Source organism: Polaribacter cellanae, from assembly GCF_017569185.1.
GTDB classification, from domain to species: domain Bacteria; phylum Bacteroidota; class Bacteroidia; order Flavobacteriales; family Flavobacteriaceae; genus Polaribacter; species Polaribacter cellanae.
Genome location: NZ_CP071869.1, coordinates 2,218,870 through 2,241,726 on the forward strand (window position 1 = coordinate 2,218,870; position 22,857 = coordinate 2,241,726).

General features: G+C 31.1%; 22 protein-coding genes and 1 pseudogene. 19 read left to right on the forward strand and 4 right to left on the reverse strand.

Features of this window, described 5'->3' with window-relative positions:
• Window positions 1-400 precede the first annotated feature (400 nt).
• On the forward strand, window positions 401-1,243 hold the full coding sequence (locus tag J3359_RS09905; protein WP_208080527.1) for a hypothetical protein: 843 nt from the start codon (window positions 401-403) through the stop codon (window positions 1,241-1,243).
• A 375-nt stretch (window positions 1,244-1,618) separates the two neighbouring features.
• The gene (locus J3359_RS09910; RefSeq protein ID WP_208076749.1) at window positions 1,619-2,176 is read left to right on the forward strand and encodes an REP-associated tyrosine transposase; all 558 of its coding nucleotides are present in this window, start codon (window positions 1,619-1,621) and stop codon (window positions 2,174-2,176) included.
• A 2-nt stretch (window positions 2,177-2,178) separates the two neighbouring features.
• Here the strand turns inward: J3359_RS09910 and J3359_RS09915 are convergent, their stop codons facing one another.
• Window positions 2,179-2,526 (reverse strand): helix-turn-helix domain-containing protein, encoded by a 348-nt coding sequence (locus tag J3359_RS09915; RefSeq protein ID WP_208076750.1) that lies wholly within the window; start codon window positions 2,524-2,526, stop codon window positions 2,179-2,181.
• A gap of 164 nt (window positions 2,527-2,690) precedes the next feature.
• On the opposite strand from J3359_RS09915, the gene J3359_RS09920 reads away from it, so the two are divergent.
• The 7 genes from J3359_RS09920 (at window position 2,691) to J3359_RS09950 (ending at window position 9,488) form a co-directional block, all read left to right on the forward strand.
• Window positions 2,691-4,217: an MTBMA_p00010-related P-loop-containing protein gene (locus J3359_RS09920; protein WP_208076751.1), complete on the forward strand. Its 1,527-nt coding sequence runs from the start codon at window positions 2,691-2,693 to the stop codon at window positions 4,215-4,217.
• Window positions 4,218-4,341: 124 nt separating this feature from the next.
• A complete protein-coding gene (locus J3359_RS09925; RefSeq protein ID WP_208076752.1) occupies window positions 4,342-5,271 on the forward strand; it encodes a tyrosine-type recombinase/integrase in 930 nt (309 codons plus the stop codon).
• Window positions 5,264-6,151, forward strand: coding sequence for a tyrosine-type recombinase/integrase (locus J3359_RS09930; RefSeq protein WP_208076753.1), 888 nt, complete (start codon window positions 5,264-5,266; stop codon window positions 6,149-6,151). The genes J3359_RS09925 and J3359_RS09930 overlap by 8 nt, the downstream gene beginning before the upstream one ends.
• Window positions 6,152-6,158: 7 nt before the next feature.
• Entirely contained in the window at window positions 6,159-6,422 is a 264-nt protein-coding gene (locus J3359_RS09935) for an addiction module protein (RefSeq protein WP_243765891.1), read from the forward strand.
• Window positions 6,423-6,731, forward strand: a complete 309-nt coding sequence (locus tag J3359_RS09940) for a type II toxin-antitoxin system RelE/ParE family toxin (RefSeq protein ID WP_208076754.1) — start codon at window positions 6,423-6,425, stop codon at window positions 6,729-6,731. It abuts the gene before it with no gap.
• 981 nt (window positions 6,732-7,712) lie between these two features.
• A complete protein-coding gene (locus J3359_RS09945) occupies window positions 7,713-8,555 on the forward strand; it encodes a hypothetical protein (RefSeq protein WP_208080527.1) in 843 nt (280 codons plus the stop codon).
• 375 nt (window positions 8,556-8,930) lie between these two features.
• Window positions 8,931-9,488, forward strand: coding sequence for an REP-associated tyrosine transposase (locus J3359_RS09950; protein ID WP_208076749.1), 558 nt, complete (start codon window positions 8,931-8,933; stop codon window positions 9,486-9,488).
• 2 nt (window positions 9,489-9,490) lie between these two features.
• Here J3359_RS09950 and J3359_RS09955 read toward each other — a convergent pair whose 3' ends face one another.
• Window positions 9,491-9,811 carry a helix-turn-helix domain-containing protein gene (locus tag J3359_RS09955; RefSeq protein WP_302850219.1) on the reverse strand — a complete coding sequence of 107 codons (321 nt, stop codon included), beginning with the start codon at window positions 9,809-9,811 and terminating at the stop codon, window positions 9,491-9,493.
• Window positions 9,812-10,003: 192 nt separating this feature from the next.
• Here J3359_RS09955 and J3359_RS09960 point away from each other — a divergent pair, with 192 nt between their 5' ends.
• The 7 genes and pseudogenes from J3359_RS09960 to J3359_RS09990 all read left to right on the forward strand — a co-directional run bounded on the left by J3359_RS09960 (window position 10,004) and on the right by J3359_RS09990 (window position 16,413).
• Window positions 10,004-11,530, forward strand: coding sequence for an MTBMA_p00010-related P-loop-containing protein (locus tag J3359_RS09960; protein WP_208076751.1), 1,527 nt, complete (start codon window positions 10,004-10,006; stop codon window positions 11,528-11,530).
• 124 nt (window positions 11,531-11,654) lie between these two features.
• The gene (locus tag J3359_RS09965; protein WP_208076752.1) at window positions 11,655-12,584 is read left to right on the forward strand and encodes a tyrosine-type recombinase/integrase; all 930 of its coding nucleotides are present in this window, start codon (window positions 11,655-11,657) and stop codon (window positions 12,582-12,584) included.
• Window positions 12,577-13,464, forward strand: coding sequence for a tyrosine-type recombinase/integrase (locus J3359_RS09970; RefSeq protein WP_208076753.1), 888 nt, complete (start codon window positions 12,577-12,579; stop codon window positions 13,462-13,464). The genes J3359_RS09965 and J3359_RS09970 overlap by 8 nt, the downstream gene beginning before the upstream one ends.
• 7 nt (window positions 13,465-13,471) lie before the next feature.
• Entirely contained in the window at window positions 13,472-13,735 is a 264-nt protein-coding gene (locus J3359_RS09975; RefSeq protein WP_243765891.1) for an addiction module protein, read from the forward strand.
• Window positions 13,736-14,044, forward strand: a complete 309-nt coding sequence (locus J3359_RS09980) for a type II toxin-antitoxin system RelE/ParE family toxin (protein ID WP_208076754.1) — start codon at window positions 13,736-13,738, stop codon at window positions 14,042-14,044.
• A 954-nt stretch (window positions 14,045-14,998) separates the two neighbouring features.
• Window positions 14,999-15,976, forward strand: a pseudogene (locus J3359_RS09985) (RHS repeat-associated core domain-containing protein); the annotation flags it as partial.
• Between the two features lie 14 nt (window positions 15,977-15,990).
• On the forward strand, window positions 15,991-16,413 hold the full coding sequence (locus J3359_RS09990; RefSeq protein ID WP_208076756.1) for an Imm44 family immunity protein: 423 nt from the start codon (window positions 15,991-15,993) through the stop codon (window positions 16,411-16,413).
• Between the two features lie 36 nt (window positions 16,414-16,449).
• On the opposite strand, the gene J3359_RS09995 is transcribed toward J3359_RS09990, so the two are convergent.
• Complete coding sequence (locus J3359_RS09995; RefSeq protein ID WP_208076757.1) at window positions 16,450-16,782, reverse strand: helix-turn-helix domain-containing protein; 333 nt, start codon at window positions 16,780-16,782, stop codon at window positions 16,450-16,452.
• Between the two features lie 141 nt (window positions 16,783-16,923).
• Here J3359_RS09995 and J3359_RS10000 point away from each other — a divergent pair, with 141 nt between their 5' ends.
• The 3 genes from J3359_RS10000 to J3359_RS10010 all read left to right on the forward strand — a co-directional run bounded on the left by J3359_RS10000 (window position 16,924) and on the right by J3359_RS10010 (window position 20,420).
• Entirely contained in the window at window positions 16,924-18,432 is a 1,509-nt protein-coding gene (locus tag J3359_RS10000; protein WP_208076758.1) for an MTBMA_p00010-related P-loop-containing protein, read from the forward strand.
• A gap of 142 nt (window positions 18,433-18,574) precedes the next feature.
• The gene (locus J3359_RS10005; RefSeq protein ID WP_208076759.1) at window positions 18,575-19,495 is read left to right on the forward strand and encodes a tyrosine-type recombinase/integrase; all 921 of its coding nucleotides are present in this window, start codon (window positions 18,575-18,577) and stop codon (window positions 19,493-19,495) included.
• A 40-nt stretch (window positions 19,496-19,535) separates the two neighbouring features.
• Window positions 19,536-20,420 (forward strand): tyrosine-type recombinase/integrase, encoded by an 885-nt coding sequence (locus J3359_RS10010; protein ID WP_208076760.1) that lies wholly within the window; start codon window positions 19,536-19,538, stop codon window positions 20,418-20,420.
• A gap of 1,612 nt (window positions 20,421-22,032) precedes the next feature.
• Here J3359_RS10010 and J3359_RS10015 read toward each other — a convergent pair.
• The gene (locus J3359_RS10015; RefSeq protein WP_208076761.1) at window positions 22,033-22,827 is read right to left on the reverse strand and encodes a hypothetical protein; all 795 of its coding nucleotides are present in this window, start codon (window positions 22,825-22,827) and stop codon (window positions 22,033-22,035) included.
• Between the last annotated feature and the right edge of the window lie 30 nt (window positions 22,828-22,857).

Below are 22,857 nucleotides of genomic sequence, written 5' to 3' on the forward strand. Positions count from 1 at the left end.
AAACGTTTTAAAAGTTGACGATTTAGAGGCTGGAAAAAGCGAGGAAAATCGACAATTTTTAAAATGTAAACTTCTTGCGTACAGTTTGCGATAGCAAAGCATTAACAAATACCAAGTACCTTTCGTCAAGCTCAATACAAGCTATGGTAGCAGTCGGCTATTTTACATAAATGTATTATAGTACAGGAATTAAAGGAATGTACTATAATGCCCAATTATGTAACATAGCTTTGGAAATATTCATCATATTTTTTTATATTTACAAAAGGTAGGTTAATGAGGTAAGGACGTTCTTTTTTGTAAATTTTTTGGAGTAAGTACGTGATAAAAATGCGACCGTTGTTAAAAAAAACGCGTAAACTACTATCCCTTTGGCTTAAAACATAAAGGATACAATAATGTGGTAAGTTCTAATGGGAATAGTACCGCGCAGAAGTTTGGGTTCCAAGGACAAGAATTACAAGAAGATTTAAATTTGAATTGGTCTTCTTTTAAATGGAGAAATGCTGACCCTGCGATAGGGAGGTTTTTTAATATTGACCCATTAGCTGAAGATTTTGTTCACAATGGGACGTATAATTTTTCTGAAAATAGAGTTATAGATGCAATTGAATTAGAGGGATTAGAGGCAGTAGTTTTAAATGGAGAAGTTAGAGGTGGAAGCGCTGTTGGAGGTTATGCTTCTATTCAACTAGCTGCTGATGTAAAAGGTAATGTAGCTTTACAATATTCTTATGGAGCGGGATTATTCTTCGGAGCAGGAGCAGGAGCAGGAGTAGGTGTAAGTATTAGTGCAGCTCCAACAGTTGACGATTTAGCAGGAGCTGGTGCAGAAGTAGGCTTATTTGGAGGACAAGTTATATCTTTAGCAGGTGAAATAAATTTCTCTTTTACTTCAGATGGAGAAGATTGGATTGATGCTTTTACTGCACCTAAAAATCAATATATTGGAGCTACAATTTCTGCTGGCCCAGGAATAGGTCTTGGTGTGTATTTAAATCTGAGTAATACAGGTACAATTGGAAAACTTTCTTCAGATGAGATTAAAAATTTTATTACAGATACCTTTAAAGGTAATAAGGAATATGGAAATGCTCTTAATGGGATATTAGACATAACCAAAGATTTTCTTAAATCGAATGAAGGAGCAACAAGTTTTTCAAAAGAACAACTACAATCTTATTATGATAATATTAGTGGTTATATGTATATAATAAATAATCAAAATGAAGAAGAAGAATGATAATATTAATGATTACCTCGTTTTTAATAGCTGTTACCTTAATACTATATTCTGTTTTAAAAATTAACAGAATAGCAAAGAAAAATAAGATAACAAACTTTTTTCAGCTTCTTAAAATAAAAAATAGTGTAATAAAAAATGAATTAAGAAAATTGTATTTATTCATTTTCTTTGCTTTTTTACAATTTTTTTTAATGATGCTTTTTCTGGTAATGGTACAGATTAGTTGATGATACAACCTGGCACACGCTATTTCTAAACCCCAGATGGCGCTAGTATGTCACGCACACGCTAGTGCTAGCATTTGCTAGTACCGTTAACAATAAGAACAAAAAGCTATGCTACAAGCGTAGCTTTTTGTATTTTAGTATTGTTATGAGTAGAAAATATAAATTCCATAATAAAGCAGGTTTATATTTTGCAAGTTTTGCGACTATAAATTGGTTAGATGTATTTACAAGACAAGTATATTTTGATGTTTTAGCAGACAGTGTAAGTTATTGTAGAAAAGAGAAAGGGCTAGAATTATATTGTTATTGTTTTATGCCAAGTCATATCCATTTTATCTTTAGAAGTGCTAACGAACAACCATCAGAATTATTAAGAGATTTTAAACGTCATACATCTAAAAAAGTCATAGAATCTATAGAAAGTAATCCACAAGAAAGTAGAAAAGAATGGTTATTATGGATGTTTAAAAGAGCAGGAAAAAAGAATGCAACTACCAGTAAATATCAGTTTTGGCAACATCATAATAAACCTATAGAATTGTGGAGCGAAAAAGTAATCAAACAAAAAATAGATTACATCCATAATAATCCAGTAGCAAGTGGTTTTGTAACGGATGCAATTGATTGGAAATACTCAAGTGCTAGAAATTATCAAGAAGATAATACTGTTTTAGAAATAGATGATTCAGGTTTTTTAGGGTAGTTTTATGCGAGTTGTTTTTGAATATCTTTTTGAAATACAAACGCTTTAAGCATTGCTTTTACGCTTGTAATATTTTCATCATCTAGCTTTTGCACTTTATGAAATAATTGTAATAGTTCTTCATCATTTAGTTTGTTATTTATAATCTGTTCGTTAGAACCGTAAATAAGCGCATCTGTAGAAACTTCTAACGCATCAGCAATCTTTTTAGCCACATCAATAGTTGGTGATGTTAAATTACGTTCATATCTTGAAATATGTGTTGCGTGTACATTTATCATTTTAGCAAGGTCTCCTTGCGAAATATCTTTCTCTGCACGTATTTTTTTTAAGTTATCTCCAAACGACATAAGTGTACTGAATTAGTAAATGAAACATCAAAAATGATATACAAAGTTAGTTAATTATAGACATAAAATGTAATACTGTTAAAAATAATAATCAAAGTATATATTTATAAATAAACAAAATGTATATATTTGTAGTCAAATATGATTATTAAAACTTTTTAACAATGTTAGATACAAGTAACTCCAACAACTACGAATACATCACAAAACATTTAGAAATTCACATTTTAGGCGGAATAAAGACCAATAAACTAGAGAGTTTACGAATTACGTTATCTATCCAAAAACTAAAACAAGAAAACATTTTACGTCATACACTCGATTTATACAACGATAATCAAGTAGAAAAGTTTGTTAGGAAAGTAGCAGAACGATTAGAAGTAGGAACAAGTATCGTTAGAAGAACATTACAAGAAGTAACCAAAGAATTAGAAAATTATAGGTTTTTACTTATACAACAATATGAAGAAGCGCATAAACCTTATTTTAAAGAATTATCTGCAACCGAAGAAAGAGAAGCTATAAAGTTCTTAAAACGAAAGGATTTACTACCAAAAACAAATGAATTGATTGGTAAAGCTGGAGTTATTGGAGAACAAGTAAATAGATTATTAATGTATTTAATTTTTACAAGTAGAAAAACAAACAATCCATTGCATTGTATCAGTTTAGGAAGTTCGGGAGTTGGGAAAACTCATCTACAATCTAAAGTATCAGAACTGATACCTGAAGAAGATAAAGTAGAAATTACAGTATTATCTGCAAACGCTTTTTACTACTTCAATAGAACAGAATTACAACACAAACTTATTTTAATAGAAGATTTAGACGGAGCAGAATCTGTACTCTATCCACTTCGTGAATTACAATCTAAAAAGAGAATTACAAAAACAGTTGTTCATAAAGACGCAAGAGGAAATACAAAAACCATCCATTTAACAGTTGAAGGTCCTGTATCTGTTGCAGGTTGTACCACACAAGAAAGCATTTACGAAGATAATTCTAATAGAAGTTTTTTACTGTATATAGATGAAAGTCAAGAACAAGATAGTAGAATAATGAATTACCAAAGGCTTATAAGTGCAGGAAAAATAAACGAAGACCAGGAACACAAATCAAGAGAATTGTTAAAAGATGTGCAACGAGTTTTAAAGCCCATAAAAGTAATTAATCCATTTGCAGAATATTTAGAGTTGCCACAATCGGTTTTTAAACCAAGAAGAACCAACAGCCACTATTTACAATTTATAGAAGCAATTACATTTTACAAACAATATCAGCGAGAGCAACAAGTAAATGAAGAAACAGGAGAAGTATTTATAGAAACCACAATCGAAGATATTAAAGAAGCTAACGAATTAATTATAGAAGTTCTATTAAGAAAATCTGACACACTTACAGGAGCAATTAGAAATCATTTAGAGAATCTAAAAGCCTATTTACAAGAAAATAAACAAACCACGTTTACAAGTTCTGAAATCAGAAGAAAACTACGATTAAAAGAAACCACATTAAGAAGATACAATAAGCAACTATTAGCAGAACAATATATTAGAAAAGTAAAAGCAGAAAAAGGTAAAATGTATCATTATGAAATTGTGGATATAGAGGAATATACAAACCTTAAAAGTCAGATAGATAAATCATTACAAGATTGTATTGCTAACATCAACTTCGCCACTTCGTCATAAGTTCGCCACCATTAAAATGGCGAAGTTAAAATACTGAATAAAAGAAACTTAAATCTACATCGCCATTAAAACTTAAAAAAGGTCAAGGGAATGAAAAAAGTAGTGAGCCACTACAGCCAAAAAAATGAAGAAACTAAAATTACAAAACGAGAGTTATAGACTATTTGTTGCCAATTATAAAGAATGGTTAGACATTTTAGGCTATGCAGAAAGTACAGTCTATTACTTGCCAAACCACTTACAAGAGTTCTTCTATTATCTGGAACAAAACCACATTAAAAACATCAATCAAATTACTACTAAAACCGTAAAAAATTATTACAATTATCTGCAAGAAAGAGCCAACGAAAGACAAAGTGGAGGATTAAGTAAAAGCTATTTAAACAAACATCAACAAGCCTTAAAAAAGTTCAAAGAATATTTGACTAACCACAATCATACAGGAATAAATATCCATTTAAAATCAGAGAAAAACCCAACAGAAGAAAAGCTAAATATCTTAACACAATCAGAAATAAAAGAACTTTTTAAAGCAACAGAATTTAGCCATACAGAAACTAAATTTAAATTAAGAGACAAAGCTATTTTAGTCGTTTTATACAGTTGTGGATTAAGAAGAAATGAAGCTGTACATCTAAATACGAATGATATATTTTTTGATAAAGAAAGAATATTTGTTAGAAAAGGGAAGAATTATAAAGAGCGTTTTGTTCCTATAAACAGAAAGAATGCAGAACTATTAGAAGATTATATTTTTGAAGCAAGATTGCAATTTAAAGATGCATATTTAAGTGAAGCCTTATTTATTAGTAAGAGAGGAACTCGTTTAAATGGAATGAGTTTAGCCAACAGATTACAGAAAATAGTACAAGCCACCAACAACAAAGAAATAGCAGAAAAGAGAATCACACTTCACACATTAAGACACTCAATTGCAACTCATTTATTGCAACACGAAGTAAAGTTAGAAAACATCAAAACTTTTTTAGGCCATAGTTCTTTAGAATCTACACAAATTTACACACACTTGCTTAAAACACTTGAAAATGAATGATTATAGAAGTTATTTACAGAAAGAAAGTTACGGTTTAACAACGATAGAAAGTTACACAAAAGGAGCAGAAAACTTTGTAAAATGGTGCAAGAGAAATCATACAACTCCAGATCTAATAGATTACAAAACATTTTTAAAATACATCAAATATTTACAAAGAAAAAATACCACAAAAAAGACAATAAAGCATAAAATAGGAACCTTAAAAATATACTTTAAATATCTGTTATCAGAAAATTATAGAATAGACAATCCAATAGAAAATATCAATATTAAAGGTGTAAAAAGAACCATCAATTACAACGTATTAGAAGCAGACGAATTAGAAGATTTATACTATTCTTACGAAACTGAAAACATCAAAGACAGCTATCATAAATTAACAGCAAAACGTAATAAAATAATAGTTGGTTTATTAGTCTATCAAGGTTTAAATACAAGTGAACTCATCAAACTAGAAATTCAAGATTTACAGCTATACAAAGGAAAAATTTATATAAAAAGTGGTGCAAGAAGTAACGCAAGAACCTTAGAATTAAAATCGTGGCAAGTCATAGAATTATTAGAATATGTAAAAGAAATTAGAGAAGAAATAAAGTTAAAATGGAACATGGAAAATGAACGATTATTTATACCAAACAATGCAAGATTAGGAAATACAATCCAATTTATTTTAAAGAAATTAAAAAAGATAAATCATAAAGTAAATAATGGAAATCAAATACGAGCTTCAGTAATTACAAACTGGTTAAAACAATACAATTTAAGACAAGTACAGGTTTTAGCTGGACATCGTTATATAAGTTCAACAGAAAGATACTTACAAGACGATTTAGAAAGTTTACACGAAATCGTTAACAACTTCCATCCAATCTCATAGAAAAAATATGGAACAAAAATTGTACATTTGTTATGCTAAAAACACGACAGTTATGGACTTGCAATTAAGAAAATACAATTTTATACAACAATTAGTTGATGTAGAAAAAGAAAGCATTATGGCTACTTTAGAACGTGTTTTAAAGCAAGAAAAAGAAGAACACCAAGAAATCTCAACTGCACACAAAAAAGAATTAGACAATCGTTTAAAAAGCTATAAAGAAAATCCTGATGATGTTTTAGATTGGTCAGCTGTAAAAGAAAATTGGTAAATGAGTTATAGCATTAAATTACTCCCAATTGTACACACAGATTTAAAAAAAGCAAAAAAGTGGTACAACAAAGAAAGAGAAGGATTAGGAGAAGAATTTAAAATAGAAGTCAATAAAGAGATAGATTATATTGGAGAATATCCACAACATTATCAAAGAAAATACAAAGAATTACGACAATCTTTAGTCACTCGTTTTCCTTATGCAATTTTTTATTTAGTGGAAGAACAGCAAAAACGAATTGTAATTTTTGGAGTTTTACACACAAGAAGAAATCCAGAAATAGCAAGAAAAAGAATGAAGAAATAAGATAAAAACTTCGCTTGTTCAACGTCACAAGCTCGCAAAAAAACCAATCAGAATCAGCCCACGCTTGCCATCACTTCTGTAGTTTTTACGTCATATTTTTTGTAAACCAACGCATAAAACAGCACATTGTAGCTTGTTCGTTCCTCACAACTCCAAAGAGCTGTTTGCCCACGCTCAAAAACAAAAAATCTGCCATAAAATCTACCCCAAGCTAAGTTACATAATAGAAGTTATAATAGCAAAATGCGCTTCAAAAGTACGCTAACGCTGGCATAATTTATTTTGTAGTTATAACTGCTATTATGTAAAATAGCCGCTCTTCCAACGCTTTTTTACAGCCACTTCTGCCCACGCACTACGAATCCTTTAATTTTTACTACGTAAGCCAACGCTCCGAATTTGTACAAAAAAAAGCTTCGCAAAAAGACGTCAAGCGAAAAAGCTTGTCTTACTTCTTTGCTCGTTTTTTTGTACAACTCGTGCAAACAATATTATGAAAAACAAGTCATTTTATTTTTAGTAGAAAATCCACGCATCAGCCACCTCTTTTTCTACTAAAAATAAAACGTAAGTTCTCATCAAAACGTTTTAAAAGTTGACGATTTAGAGGCTGGAAAAAGCGAGGAAAATCGACAATTTTTAAAATGTAAACTTCTTGCGTACAGTTTGCGATAGCAAAGCATTAACAAATACCAAGTACCTTTCGTCAAGCTCAATACAAGCTATGGTAGCAGTCGGCTATTTTACATAAATGTATTATAGTACAGGAATTAAAGGAATGTACTATAATGCCCAATTATGTAACATAGCTTTGGAAATATTCATCATATTTTTTTATATTTACAAAAGGTAGGTTAATGAGGTAAGGACGTTCTTTTTTGTAAATTTTTTGGAGTAAGTACGTGATAAAAATGCGACCGTTGTTAAAAAAAACGCGTAAACTACTATCCCTTTGGCTTAAAACATAAAGGATACAATAATGTGGTAAGTTCTAATGGGAATAGTACCGCGCAGAAGTTTGGGTTCCAAGGACAAGAATTACAAGAAGATTTAAATTTGAATTGGTCTTCTTTTAAATGGAGAAATGCTGACCCTGCGATAGGGAGGTTTTTTAATATTGACCCATTAGCTGAAGATTTTGTTCACAATGGGACGTATAATTTTTCTGAAAATAGAGTTATAGATGCAATTGAATTAGAGGGATTAGAGGCAGTAGTTTTAAATGGAGAAGTTAGAGGTGGAAGCGCTGTTGGAGGTTATGCTTCTATTCAACTAGCTGCTGATGTAAAAGGTAATGTAGCTTTACAATATTCTTATGGAGCGGGATTATTCTTCGGAGCAGGAGCAGGAGCAGGAGTAGGTGTAAGTATTAGTGCAGCTCCAACAGTTGACGATTTAGCAGGAGCTGGTGCAGAAGTAGGCTTATTTGGAGGACAAGTTATATCTTTAGCAGGTGAAATAAATTTCTCTTTTACTTCAGATGGAGAAGATTGGATTGATGCTTTTACTGCACCTAAAAATCAATATATTGGAGCTACAATTTCTGCTGGCCCAGGAATAGGTCTTGGTGTGTATTTAAATCTGAGTAATACAGGTACAATTGGAAAACTTTCTTCAGATGAGATTAAAAATTTTATTACAGATACCTTTAAAGGTAATAAGGAATATGGAAATGCTCTTAATGGGATATTAGACATAACCAAAGATTTTCTTAAATCGAATGAAGGAGCAACAAGTTTTTCAAAAGAACAACTACAATCTTATTATGATAATATTAGTGGTTATATGTATATAATAAATAATCAAAATGAAGAAGAAGAATGATAATATTAATGATTACCTCGTTTTTAATAGCTGTTACCTTAATACTATATTCTGTTTTAAAAATTAACAGAATAGCAAAGAAAAATAAGATAACAAACTTTTTTCAGCTTCTTAAAATAAAAAATAGTGTAATAAAAAATGAATTAAGAAAATTGTATTTATTCATTTTCTTTGCTTTTTTACAATTTTTTTTAATGATGCTTTTTCTGGTAATGGTACAGATTAGTTGATGATACAACCTGGCACACGCTATTTCTAAACCCCAGATGGCGCTAGTATGTCACGCACACGCTAGTGCTAGCATTTGCTAGTACCGTTAACAATAAGAACAAAAAGCTATGCTACAAGCGTAGCTTTTTGTATTTTAGTATTGTTATGAGTAGAAAATATAAATTCCATAATAAAGCAGGTTTATATTTTGCAAGTTTTGCGACTATAAATTGGTTAGATGTATTTACAAGACAAGTATATTTTGATGTTTTAGCAGACAGTGTAAGTTATTGTAGAAAAGAGAAAGGGCTAGAATTATATTGTTATTGTTTTATGCCAAGTCATATCCATTTTATCTTTAGAAGTGCTAACGAACAACCATCAGAATTATTAAGAGATTTTAAACGTCATACATCTAAAAAAGTCATAGAATCTATAGAAAGTAATCCACAAGAAAGTAGAAAAGAATGGTTATTATGGATGTTTAAAAGAGCAGGAAAAAAGAATGCAACTACCAGTAAATATCAGTTTTGGCAACATCATAATAAACCTATAGAATTGTGGAGCGAAAAAGTAATCAAACAAAAAATAGATTACATCCATAATAATCCAGTAGCAAGTGGTTTTGTAACGGATGCAATTGATTGGAAATACTCAAGTGCTAGAAATTATCAAGAAGATAATACTGTTTTAGAAATAGATGATTCAGGTTTTTTAGGGTAGTTTTATGCGAGTTGTTTTTGAATATCTTTTTGAAATACAAACGCTTTAAGCATTGCTTTTACGCTTGTAATATTTTCATCATCTAGCTTTTGCACTTTATGAAATAATTGTAATAGTTCTTCATCATTTAGTTTGTTATTTATAATCTGTTCGTTAGAACCGTAAATAAGCGCATCTGTAGAAACTTCTAACGCATCAGCAATCTTTTTAGCCACATCAATAGTTGGTGATGTTAAATTACGTTCATATCTTGAAATATGTGTTGCGTGTACATTTATCATTTTAGCAAGGTCTCCTTGCGAAATATCTTTCTCTGCACGTATTTTTTTTTAAGTTATCTCCAAACGACATAAGTGTACTGAATTAGTAAATGAAACATCAAAAATGATATACAAAGTTAGTTAATTATAGACATAAAATGTAATACTGTTAAAAATAATAATCAAAGTATATATTTATAAATAAACAAAATGTATATATTTGTAGTCAAATATGATTATTAAAACTTTTTAACAATGTTAGATACAAGTAACTCCAACAACTACGAATACATCACAAAACATTTAGAAATTCACATTTTAGGCGGAATAAAGACCAATAAACTAGAGAGTTTACGAATTACGTTATCTATCCAAAAACTAAAACAAGAAAACATTTTACGTCATACACTCGATTTATACAACGATAATCAAGTAGAAAAGTTTGTTAGGAAAGTAGCAGAACGATTAGAAGTAGGAACAAGTATCGTTAGAAGAACATTACAAGAAGTAACCAAAGAATTAGAAAATTATAGGTTTTTACTTATACAACAATATGAAGAAGCGCATAAACCTTATTTTAAAGAATTATCTGCAACCGAAGAAAGAGAAGCTATAAAGTTCTTAAAACGAAAGGATTTACTACCAAAAACAAATGAATTGATTGGTAAAGCTGGAGTTATTGGAGAACAAGTAAATAGATTATTAATGTATTTAATTTTTACAAGTAGAAAAACAAACAATCCATTGCATTGTATCAGTTTAGGAAGTTCGGGAGTTGGGAAAACTCATCTACAATCTAAAGTATCAGAACTGATACCTGAAGAAGATAAAGTAGAAATTACAGTATTATCTGCAAACGCTTTTTACTACTTCAATAGAACAGAATTACAACACAAACTTATTTTAATAGAAGATTTAGACGGAGCAGAATCTGTACTCTATCCACTTCGTGAATTACAATCTAAAAAGAGAATTACAAAAACAGTTGTTCATAAAGACGCAAGAGGAAATACAAAAACCATCCATTTAACAGTTGAAGGTCCTGTATCTGTTGCAGGTTGTACCACACAAGAAAGCATTTACGAAGATAATTCTAATAGAAGTTTTTTACTGTATATAGATGAAAGTCAAGAACAAGATAGTAGAATAATGAATTACCAAAGGCTTATAAGTGCAGGAAAAATAAACGAAGACCAGGAACACAAATCAAGAGAATTGTTAAAAGATGTGCAACGAGTTTTAAAGCCCATAAAAGTAATTAATCCATTTGCAGAATATTTAGAGTTGCCACAATCGGTTTTTAAACCAAGAAGAACCAACAGCCACTATTTACAATTTATAGAAGCAATTACATTTTACAAACAATATCAGCGAGAGCAACAAGTAAATGAAGAAACAGGAGAAGTATTTATAGAAACCACAATCGAAGATATTAAAGAAGCTAACGAATTAATTATAGAAGTTCTATTAAGAAAATCTGACACACTTACAGGAGCAATTAGAAATCATTTAGAGAATCTAAAAGCCTATTTACAAGAAAATAAACAAACCACGTTTACAAGTTCTGAAATCAGAAGAAAACTACGATTAAAAGAAACCACATTAAGAAGATACAATAAGCAACTATTAGCAGAACAATATATTAGAAAAGTAAAAGCAGAAAAAGGTAAAATGTATCATTATGAAATTGTGGATATAGAGGAATATACAAACCTTAAAAGTCAGATAGATAAATCATTACAAGATTGTATTGCTAACATCAACTTCGCCACTTCGTCATAAGTTCGCCACCATTAAAATGGCGAAGTTAAAATACTGAATAAAAGAAACTTAAATCTACATCGCCATTAAAACTTAAAAAAGGTCAAGGGAATGAAAAAAGTAGTGAGCCACTACAGCCAAAAAAATGAAGAAACTAAAATTACAAAACGAGAGTTATAGACTATTTGTTGCCAATTATAAAGAATGGTTAGACATTTTAGGCTATGCAGAAAGTACAGTCTATTACTTGCCAAACCACTTACAAGAGTTCTTCTATTATCTGGAACAAAACCACATTAAAAACATCAATCAAATTACTACTAAAACCGTAAAAAATTATTACAATTATCTGCAAGAAAGAGCCAACGAAAGACAAAGTGGAGGATTAAGTAAAAGCTATTTAAACAAACATCAACAAGCCTTAAAAAAGTTCAAAGAATATTTGACTAACCACAATCATACAGGAATAAATATCCATTTAAAATCAGAGAAAAACCCAACAGAAGAAAAGCTAAATATCTTAACACAATCAGAAATAAAAGAACTTTTTAAAGCAACAGAATTTAGCCATACAGAAACTAAATTTAAATTAAGAGACAAAGCTATTTTAGTCGTTTTATACAGTTGTGGATTAAGAAGAAATGAAGCTGTACATCTAAATACGAATGATATATTTTTTGATAAAGAAAGAATATTTGTTAGAAAAGGGAAGAATTATAAAGAGCGTTTTGTTCCTATAAACAGAAAGAATGCAGAACTATTAGAAGATTATATTTTTGAAGCAAGATTGCAATTTAAAGATGCATATTTAAGTGAAGCCTTATTTATTAGTAAGAGAGGAACTCGTTTAAATGGAATGAGTTTAGCCAACAGATTACAGAAAATAGTACAAGCCACCAACAACAAAGAAATAGCAGAAAAGAGAATCACACTTCACACATTAAGACACTCAATTGCAACTCATTTATTGCAACACGAAGTAAAGTTAGAAAACATCAAAACTTTTTTAGGCCATAGTTCTTTAGAATCTACACAAATTTACACACACTTGCTTAAAACACTTGAAAATGAATGATTATAGAAGTTATTTACAGAAAGAAAGTTACGGTTTAACAACGATAGAAAGTTACACAAAAGGAGCAGAAAACTTTGTAAAATGGTGCAAGAGAAATCATACAACTCCAGATCTAATAGATTACAAAACATTTTTAAAATACATCAAATATTTACAAAGAAAAAATACCACAAAAAAGACAATAAAGCATAAAATAGGAACCTTAAAAATATACTTTAAATATCTGTTATCAGAAAATTATAGAATAGACAATCCAATAGAAAATATCAATATTAAAGGTGTAAAAAGAACCATCAATTACAACGTATTAGAAGCAGACGAATTAGAAGATTTATACTATTCTTACGAAACTGAAAACATCAAAGACAGCTATCATAAATTAACAGCAAAACGTAATAAAATAATAGTTGGTTTATTAGTCTATCAAGGTTTAAATACAAGTGAACTCATCAAACTAGAAATTCAAGATTTACAGCTATACAAAGGAAAAATTTATATAAAAAGTGGTGCAAGAAGTAACGCAAGAACCTTAGAATTAAAATCGTGGCAAGTCATAGAATTATTAGAATATGTAAAAGAAATTAGAGAAGAAATAAAGTTAAAATGGAACATGGAAAATGAACGATTATTTATACCAAACAATGCAAGATTAGGAAATACAATCCAATTTATTTTAAAGAAATTAAAAAAGATAAATCATAAAGTAAATAATGGAAATCAAATACGAGCTTCAGTAATTACAAACTGGTTAAAACAATACAATTTAAGACAAGTACAGGTTTTAGCTGGACATCGTTATATAAGTTCAACAGAAAGATACTTACAAGACGATTTAGAAAGTTTACACGAAATCGTTAACAACTTCCATCCAATCTCATAGAAAAAATATGGAACAAAAATTGTACATTTGTTATGCTAAAAACACGACAGTTATGGACTTGCAATTAAGAAAATACAATTTTATACAACAATTAGTTGATGTAGAAAAAGAAAGCATTATGGCTACTTTAGAACGTGTTTTAAAGCAAGAAAAAGAAGAACACCAAGAAATCTCAACTGCACACAAAAAAGAATTAGACAATCGTTTAAAAAGCTATAAAGAAAATCCTGATGATGTTTTAGATTGGTCAGCTGTAAAAGAAAATTGGTAAATGAGTTATAGCATTAAATTACTCCCAATTGTACACACAGATTTAAAAAAAGCAAAAAAGTGGTACAACAAAGAAAGAGAAGGATTAGGAGAAGAATTTAAAATAGAAGTCAATAAAGAGATAGATTATATTGGAGAATATCCACAACATTATCAAAGAAAATACAAAGAATTACGACAATCTTTAGTCACTCGTTTTCCTTATGCAATTTTTTATTTAGTGGAAGAACAGCAAAAACGAATTGTAATTTTTGGAGTTTTACACACAAGAAGAAATCCAGAAATAGCAAGAAAAAGAATGAAGAAATAAGATAAAAACTTCGCTTGTTCAACGTCACAAGCTCGCAAAAAAACCAATCAGAATCAGCCCACGCTTGCCATCACTTCTGTAGTTTTTACGTCATATTTTTTGTAAACCAACGCATAAAACAGCACATTGTAGCTTGTTCGTTCCTCACAACTCCAAAGAGCTGTTTGCCCACGCTCAAAAACAAAAAATCTGCCATAAAATCTACCCCAAGCTAAGTTACATAATAGAAGTTATAATAGCAAAATGCGCTTCAAAAGTACGCTAACGCTGGCATAATTTATTTTGTAGTTATAACTGCTATTATGTAAAATAGCCGCTCTTCCAACGCTTTTTTACAGCCACTTCTGCCCACGCACTACGAATCCTTTAATTTTTACTACGTAAGCCAACGCTCCGAATTTGTACAAAAAAAAGCTTCGCAAAAAGACGTCAAGCGAAAAAGCTTGTCTTACTTCTTTGCTCGTTTTTTTGTACAACTCGTGCAAACAATATTATGAAAAACAAGTCATTTTATTTTTAGTAGAAAATCCACGCATCAGCCACCTCTTTTTCTACTAAAAATAAAACGTAAGTTCTCATCAAAACGTTTTAAAAGTTGACGATTTAGAGGCTGGAAAAAGCGAGGAAAATCGACAATTTTTAAAATGTAAACTTCTTGCGTACAGTTTGCGATAGCAAAGCATTAACAAATACCAAGTACCTTTCGTCAAGCTCAATACAAGCTATGGTAGCAGTCGGCTATTTTACATAAATGTATTATAGTACAGGAATTAAAGGAATGTACTATAATGCCCAATTATGTAACATAGCTTTGGAAATATTCATCATATTTTTTTATATTTACAAAAGGTAGGTTAATGAGGTAAGGACGTTCTTTTTTGTAAATTTTTTGGAGTAAGTACGTGATAAAAATGCGACCGTTGTTAAAAAAAACGCGTAAACTACTATCCCTTTGGTTTGAAACATCGCGGATATAATAACGTGAAAATTCTTGGGGCTGGAAATCCACTGGCACAGAAGTTTGGGTATAATGGCATGGAATTAGAAGAATCTCTTGGGTTGAATCTAATGGAAATGAATTTTAGAAGTTATGACCCCGCTATAGCTCGTTGGACATCTATTGATCCAGTAACTCATTGGAGTATGTCTACTTATACTGCTTTTGATAATAACCCTGTCTTTTGGGCAGATCCAAGTGGAGCTGATGCTAGAACGATGAGGCTTCAAGATTTAGATGGTAATTGGCATACATTAACTGAAGGTAAAGATTATACAACTATTTATGAGGCAAGTGATGATTCTCCATCTGATTGTCCACCAGGTGACCCAAATTGTAGTAAAGGAGAAGATGGTAAAATAGACAATAAGTATAAACTAAGTGTTGATAGTCCAAAAGAAAAGTTACTATCGAGTGGATCAATGTTAGGAACTTTAGCTGCTTCAGATGGACCACTACCGATTATGGATGCTGTAGCTATATCTTATGCTTTAGATTTAATTTTAGTTTACGGTGCGGCTTATGGTACAGTAGCAATTATAAATTCTATTAATGATGCAGTTTTAGCTGCTGCTGATGCTAATTGGACATATGCAAAACAAGAAAAAGAAATACAAAGAATATTAGAAAAAGAGGGAGGTCCTCCAGGAATGACATATATGCTAACAGTAAATTTATCAGGAACTTATACAGATGTTAGAGGGAATTCAGTGTATTTAAATGCGGGTGAAGTATGGAAATATGGAGAAACCACTAAAGGAATTAATGGAAGATATACTCGATCTGAATTAGATGGTATGGTTCCTGGCGGTGTAACAGCGCGACCTCTTTTCTTCGGAAATACAGTCGAAATAAAGGTTCAAGAAAAGATTATGATTTATGGACATTATTTAGCAACAGGTTCACTTCCTCCTGGAAATAAGATATTTAGATAATAATAAAAATAATTATGGAATTTAATATAGGACCAGAATTTTCTAGAGAATTTACCTTTGAAGAAGGTAGGATAACATATAAGCTTGCAGATAAGTTAAATGATTTTTTTAAAGATAAAGAATACGGAGAAAGAATCCTTAAGATTTATATAAGTGTCATATGTGTATCCAAGGATTTTGAAGCATTTTGTGTAGTGCGTCCTCCTAAAGTATTAAGAAATCAACCAGCTTTAGAATATGAGCTAAAATTAGACTTTGATACTTTTAAGCCTGCAAGTGAAGAAGAAAGAAAACAATTATTAGTATCAAAAATATTTGAAGTTACTAAAGAGGTTTTAATGAGCAAGACTATAAAAGGTTTTGAAAAAGAACAATTTATAGAAGATTTAGAATCTTACTTTAAAGAACAAGGATATTTAGAGAAATCTTTATCATAAGTTAAATAAGAGACCACAGCGCAAGTTGTGGTTTTTTTATTTAGAATACGTCGCTCTAGCTTTAGCATCTCTTAAAAGCGCATCAATAGCAAAAAGAATATGTTCTTTATCTTCAGTAGGAAGCTGTTGTATGGTTAGAATTTTATCTACAATAGTATCATCCAAAAGTAAGTCTGTTTTCCCTACCAAATAATCTAAAGAAACACCTAAAACGTCAGAAAGTTTAGTGGCTACCTCAATAGATGGGTTAGCTTCTCCACGTTCATAACGTCCTAATACATTGTTGTGAATACCCACTTTAGTGGCTAACTCACTTTGCGAGAACTTATGCTGTTTACGTAACTCCGACAATCTTTTAGAAAAACTCATATTATTAAAATACACCTTAAAGAGTGTTGAAATACAAATATAAGATACTTTTTTAGGTATAAAAATACATTGTAAGTTTGTTTTATAAAACGAAATAGGTATATTTACACCTTAATAGTTATATTTTACAACTTATCAACAATGCAACTCAACACAAATAATCCAAACAGCTACCATTACGAAACCACCCACTTACTGATAGAAATATTAGGAGGCATTAGACTAAATCATTTAGACAGATTACGAGTAACCATCAGCATCCAAAAGCAAGAAACCCATTTAAAATTAAGACACAATCTAGATTTATATAACGATACCCAAGTAGAAAAATTAGTCAGAAAAATAGCAGAACGATTAGAAATAGGAACTAGTATCGTTAGAAGAACCATCCAAGATTTAATTAACGAGTTAGAAACCTATAGACTCTCACAATTAGCAGCATTAGAAGCAGACAAAATAACCGTAAAAACACTCACAAAAGCCGAAGAAAAAGAAGCATTAAAGTTACTAACCTCTAAAAATCTATTAGAAAAAACAAATGAGTTAATAGGTAAAAGCGGTGTCATAGGAGAAGTTACAAACCGATTATTAATGTACCTCATTTTTACATCAAGAAAAGCAAACAATCCATTGCACTGTATGAGTTTAGGAAGTAGTGGCGCAGGAAAAACACATTTACAATCTAAAGTATCAGAACTCATTCCAGAAGAAGACAAAGTAGAAATAACCGTATTATCAGAAAATGCATTCTACTATTTTAACCGTACAGAGCTTAAAAACCAATTAGTCCTCATTGAGGACTTAGACGGAGCAGGAAATGCCCTATATGCCATCAGAGAATTACAATCCAAACACAAAATAACCAAAACAGTCGTACATAAAGACACCAGAGGAAATACCAAAACCATCCACTTAACCGTAGAAGGTCCAGTATGTATAGCAGGATGCACCACACAAGAAAGTATCTACGAAGACAATAGCAACAGGAGCTTCCTGCTGTACATAGATGAAAGTGAGGAACAAGATGAACGAATAATGCAATACCAGCGGAGAGCCTCCGCAGGCAAGATAACATTAGACCAAGAGTTACAAGCAAAAGAAATGCTTAAAAATGTACAAAGAATGTTATCATCCGTTGCGATTCGCAACCCATATGCCGAAAATCTATGTCTGCCATCGGCAGTATTTAAACCCAGAAGAACCAACGCACATTACTTACAATTTATAGAAGCTGTGACCTTTTATCATCAGCATCAAAGAGAAAAAAATTATGATGAAGAAACAGGAGAAGAATATATAGAAACTACGATAGAAGATATTAAAGAAGCCAATAAACTACTACAAGAGGTTCTCTTGAGAAAGTCAGATACCATTACAGGAGCGTGTAGAAACTATTTTGAGAAACTAAAAACTTACTTGAAAGAACATCAACAAACAACCTTTACCAATAAGCAAATTAGCATCCTATTACGAATCCCTTTATCCACTGTAAAACGCTATCATTTACAACTCATCAATACCCAAAGAATACAATTAAGAGAAAAAGACAAAACAGGCAGACACTTATATGAAATCACCAATTACGAAGAATACCAACAACTTAAAAAAACAATTGCAACAGTACTAGATGAAGCAATCCTACAATTATAAATACTGTTCTGTATTAACTCGCCAAAGCCCAGTAGCTTACCAGTAGCCCAGTAAGTAAATGAGCCACTAAAGAAACTAACAATCAACAATTTAAAAAGAAAGCTCACTAAAACAAGAAAAAGGCAACCAAGCAAAGTAAAAAATGAAACAATTAAAACTACAAAATACAAGCTACAAAGTATTATTACAATCATTTACAGAATGGTTAGACATCTTGGGTTATGCAGAAAGTACGCTTTACAACTTGCCAAATCATATCAAAGAATTTTTTTATTGGTTAGAGAAAAAGAATATAAATACATTAGAAAACATCCATACAGAAACTATAAAAGACTACTATCAACACTTACAATTACGTCCCAATGAAACCAGAGGAGGCAGTTTAAGTAAAGCCTATTTAAACAAGCATCAACAAGCATTAAAGAAGTTTAGAGAATATTTACAAAAGCACAATTACAAAGGGTTTAGAATCCACTTAAAAACAGAGAAAGACAGCAACCAAAAGCAAGTAGATATTTTAACACAAGAAGAAATTAAAGAACTATTTACAACCACAAATTACAGTCATCAAAGAGATAGTTTTAAGTTAAGAGATAAAGCATTATTAGTATTGTTTTATAGTTGTGGTTTACGAAGAAATGAGGTAGTTCATTTAGATGTGAGTGATGTACTGTTTGATAAGGAAAGAATCTATGTACGAAAAGGAAAGAATTACAAAGAGCGTTTTGTACCCATCAACAATTACAATAGTAGAATACTCGAAGATTACATTTTTGAAGCACGTCCAGAACTCAATATTTACAACAGTACAGAAGCATTATTTATAAGTCAACAAGGAAAGCGAATGCAAGGACAAAGTATGCTCAATAGATTAAAAGAAGTGATTAAAAAAACAGAAAATAAAGAGCTTCAAGAAAAACAAATCACACTCCACAGTTTACGTCATTCTATAGCAACACACTTATTACAGCAAGAAATACATATAGAAATCATCAGTAAGTTTTTAGGCCATAGTTCATTAGAAAGTACACAAATCTACACACATCTAGTCAAGCAATTATAAAGCCAATTAATCAATAACTAACAACCAAAAACCACCAACTATGAACTATCAAGAACACTTACAAAAAGAAGCATACAGCATTACAACAGTAGCCAGTTATTTAGTAGAAATCAAAAAGTTCAAAATATGGTGTACAAGAAATCATTATGAAACTGAAACTATAGATTATAAAGCAACGCTGAAATACACGAAATACTTAACCAGAAAAGGAAATAGTAAAAAGACAGTCAATCATAAATTAGCCATCCTAAAGAGTTATTTTAATTACTTAATCAAAGAACACTACAGACTAGATAATCCAGCAGAAAGCATCACTATAAAAGGAGTAAAAAGAAAATTATACTACAATCTATTAGAAGCAGAAGAATTAGAAGATCTCTATTACAGTTTTAGCACAGAAAACATCAAAGACCCCTATCACAGATTAACAGCAAAAAGAAATAAAATTATTGTTGGCTTAATGATATATCAAGGATTAAACACAAACGCATTAATCAGATTAGAATTAGAACACATAGAAATTTACAAAGGAAAAGTTCACGTTCCAAAAACAGCAAGAAGCAATACAAGAGAATTAGAGTTAAAGTCGTGGCAAGTTATAGAGCTATTGGAATACATCAAAGAAGTTCGAGAAGAAATCAAGGAACGAAAGCATATAGAAAGTGAACGACTCTTTATACCCAACAATGCACGATTAGGAAACACCATTTTAGCTATTATTAAAAAGCTAAAAAAGTACAATCAGAAAGTAGAAAATGTGCATCAAATAAGAGCATCAGTCATTACGAATTGGACAAAGCAATACAACTTAAGAAAAACACAATATCTAGCAGGACATCGTTATATAAGTTCTACCGAAAAATATTTGACTGACGATTTAGAAAATATGCAAGAAGTGATTAATCTGTATCATCCAATCAGTTGAAAATACCGTTAAAAAAAGAGAAAAATGTTTAAGTAACGTTTAAACAGTGTTTAAATACCGTTTAAATAAAATAGCGCTAGAAAATTAGGTTTTTTTTATATTGGAGAATAGAAAATACGTCGTTCCTAAAAAACGAGAAAATCCCAAAAAGAGAAGATATAAAACCGATAAACTCTATCCAATTCATAAGACAAATTTACATTAATATCCCCACAAAACAAAATCCAGATTTTTACAGAAAAAGTAAAAAACCTCTGTCTTTTGTTTTGTTCCGCTCGCCACCACTTCTATAGTTTTTAAGTCACAGTTTTTGGAAGCCAACGCTAAATACAGCACTTTGTAAGTTGCTCGTTCCTCACAATCACAAAAAGCTGTTGCCAACGCTAAAAACCAAAAACTCCGCCAAAAAAACTATCCCAAGCTATCTTTACATAATTGGCATTATAATACTGCCCACATCAGCCACCACATCACCAAAGCCGTAGTTATAATGAAAATTATGTAAAATATCCGCTCTGCCCACGCTTTTTGCCACCACTTCTGCCAATGCCTCACTACATCCAACGCCTTCGCACTAGGTATGCTTTAATTTTTACTACGTAAGCCCACGCTCCGAATTTGCATAAAAAAACTTCACAAAATCCTCACGTAGTCCAAGTGTTCCTACGCTCACATCTTTGCTCGTTTTTGTATACAACTCGTGCAAAGCAGTATGGAGAACAAGTCATTTTAAAAACAGGATGATTGCCTTTGCGCTCGAAAACCAGCCTCGTCTAAATCATCCTATTTTTAAAACGTAAAACTATTGATGGAAACACTATCGTACGAAACTACGGAAATACAAAAGTTCATATCCTAAAAAACTAAAATCTCTTTAGTTCCTTTGTTTATAGGAGAAAAACAGTCAAAAATTATAGTGATTTTTTTCTGTCCTATTTTAAATCAACACCATAAAATACATTGCAAACAAAACAGTAAAATAAATAGATGTGAAAGCCTTTACAAAAATTGGTTTTGATAGTATAATAGATGTAGAACAAAAACTGGGGTATTGAAAAGGTTGGGAAGCTTGTAGGAGCGAGATACGAAAGCCCACACCCAAATTATGATATATACTATAGGCGTTTTTGTAAAAACAAATTATTGAAAACGCTTTTATATATAACAGCGAAATCTAATAAAATGGAAACAGCGATTAAAAAAATAACACCTTATAAATGAACTTTTAAACAAAAAGTTTTTAGATGAAAGAATAAATAAAGAAAATAAAACGTAATAGAAATGAAAAAATACTCTACAGAAATACTAATCTTCTTTGCAATAATGATGATTATCTTTTGCTTTTTAACAGTAGATAAAATTAAACTAATATTAGCCTTTTTAAAATGGCCAATATTAGTGATGGGTGCTTACCAATTTATAAAATTAATACTACCTTTTATAAAGTTTTGCTTAACGATGTATAAGAAGAAAGAAACGTAGATAACTCGTAGATGAGTCGTGTATAAGCCGTATATGTTCCCACTAATCACGAGTACCAGTATTAAATCAGTCCATAAAAAAAGCACCCTCAAAAGAGAATGCTTTAAACATCAAATGAATTGATTACAGCTTAAAAAACGTGTGTAACTTTCATTGTATTACCTTGCGATAATATATAATCTGTAGAGCCAACCTTTTGGTAAAACTCAATCCCCAAACAAGAAACTACACTCACTTCAGCATCTGTAACAGCTCCACCAGGAATGGTAGCCGTTAACGTGGTTGCAGTACTATTAGCATCTAACGCTTTTGTTGTGCTTGAAGCTACAATGCCAATACTGTTCTCATCTGGTACAGTAGGTTCATAAGAACTCACTCCATCATCATACACATAATCTGACACCAAACCAACAGCAGCTACTAATTTAAAATGCGTAGCACCAGCTGGCGCAACAATAAAATTAGCTGGCGTAAATGCAGGAATATCATACACCACTTCATTACGGTCTGCGTTGATGGTCGCAGTATAAGGAGCAGTAAATACAGTTGATAAACTCGATTTACGATTTAAATCCAAACCAGTCAAGAGCTCTTTGTTCGCAGAAAGTGTAATCGGTCTTTTACCTCTGACACCTACACCCTTTAGGTTAATGGTTTTAAAAATCTTGGTTAACTGGGAAGCCAATCTACTACCACCCATTACTTGAAGTACACCACTCAAAGCGGTTCTTAATGCTTTACCAACTTTGGCTGAACCACCAAACTCGGCATTGTTCTCTCTGGTACGTTTAAAATTAGGGTCTGTTTGAATACGTTCCTTTGAAGGTCCTCCAGCCATACGTGCTAGATACTCGCCATTAGAAGTGTAAAAAGATACGCCCCCAATGTTCCCTACTAATTTAATTAATCCTTTTTGCTTGCTCATAATAAAGAAATTTATGTTCTGTAATAATTA

Bases quoted from the DNA above. Each gene is read 5' to 3' on its own strand.
- J3359_RS09910 (WP_208076749.1), top strand. From the start codon at position 1,619: ATGAGTAGAAAATATAAATTCCATAATAAAGCAGGTTTATATTTTGCA.
- J3359_RS09915 (WP_208076750.1), bottom strand. From the start codon at position 2,526: ATGTCGTTTGGAGATAACTTAAAAAAAATACGTGCAGAGAAAGATATT.
- J3359_RS09920 (WP_208076751.1), top strand. From the start codon at position 2,691: ATGTTAGATACAAGTAACTCCAACAACTACGAATACATCACAAAACAT.
- J3359_RS09925 (WP_208076752.1), top strand. From the start codon at position 4,342: ATGAAGAAACTAAAATTACAAAACGAGAGTTATAGACTATTTGTTGCC.
- J3359_RS09930 (WP_208076753.1), top strand. From the start codon at position 5,264: ATGAATGATTATAGAAGTTATTTACAGAAAGAAAGTTACGGTTTAACA.
- J3359_RS09935 (WP_243765891.1), top strand. From the start codon at position 6,159: ATGGAACAAAAATTGTACATTTGTTATGCTAAAAACACGACAGTTATG.
- J3359_RS09940 (WP_208076754.1), top strand. From the start codon at position 6,423: ATGAGTTATAGCATTAAATTACTCCCAATTGTACACACAGATTTAAAA.
- J3359_RS09950 (WP_208076749.1), top strand. From the start codon at position 8,931: ATGAGTAGAAAATATAAATTCCATAATAAAGCAGGTTTATATTTTGCA.
- J3359_RS09960 (WP_208076751.1), top strand. From the start codon at position 10,004: ATGTTAGATACAAGTAACTCCAACAACTACGAATACATCACAAAACAT.
- J3359_RS09965 (WP_208076752.1), top strand. From the start codon at position 11,655: ATGAAGAAACTAAAATTACAAAACGAGAGTTATAGACTATTTGTTGCC.
- J3359_RS09970 (WP_208076753.1), top strand. From the start codon at position 12,577: ATGAATGATTATAGAAGTTATTTACAGAAAGAAAGTTACGGTTTAACA.
- J3359_RS09975 (WP_243765891.1), top strand. From the start codon at position 13,472: ATGGAACAAAAATTGTACATTTGTTATGCTAAAAACACGACAGTTATG.
- J3359_RS09980 (WP_208076754.1), top strand. From the start codon at position 13,736: ATGAGTTATAGCATTAAATTACTCCCAATTGTACACACAGATTTAAAA.
- J3359_RS09990 (WP_208076756.1), top strand. From the start codon at position 15,991: ATGGAATTTAATATAGGACCAGAATTTTCTAGAGAATTTACCTTTGAA.
- J3359_RS09995 (WP_208076757.1), bottom strand. From the start codon at position 16,782: ATGAGTTTTTCTAAAAGATTGTCGGAGTTACGTAAACAGCATAAGTTC.
- J3359_RS10000 (WP_208076758.1), top strand. From the start codon at position 16,924: ATGCAACTCAACACAAATAATCCAAACAGCTACCATTACGAAACCACC.
- J3359_RS10005 (WP_208076759.1), top strand. From the start codon at position 18,575: ATGAAACAATTAAAACTACAAAATACAAGCTACAAAGTATTATTACAA.
- J3359_RS10010 (WP_208076760.1), top strand. From the start codon at position 19,536: ATGAACTATCAAGAACACTTACAAAAAGAAGCATACAGCATTACAACA.
- J3359_RS10015 (WP_208076761.1), bottom strand. From the start codon at position 22,827: ATGAGCAAGCAAAAAGGATTAATTAAATTAGTAGGGAACATTGGGGGC.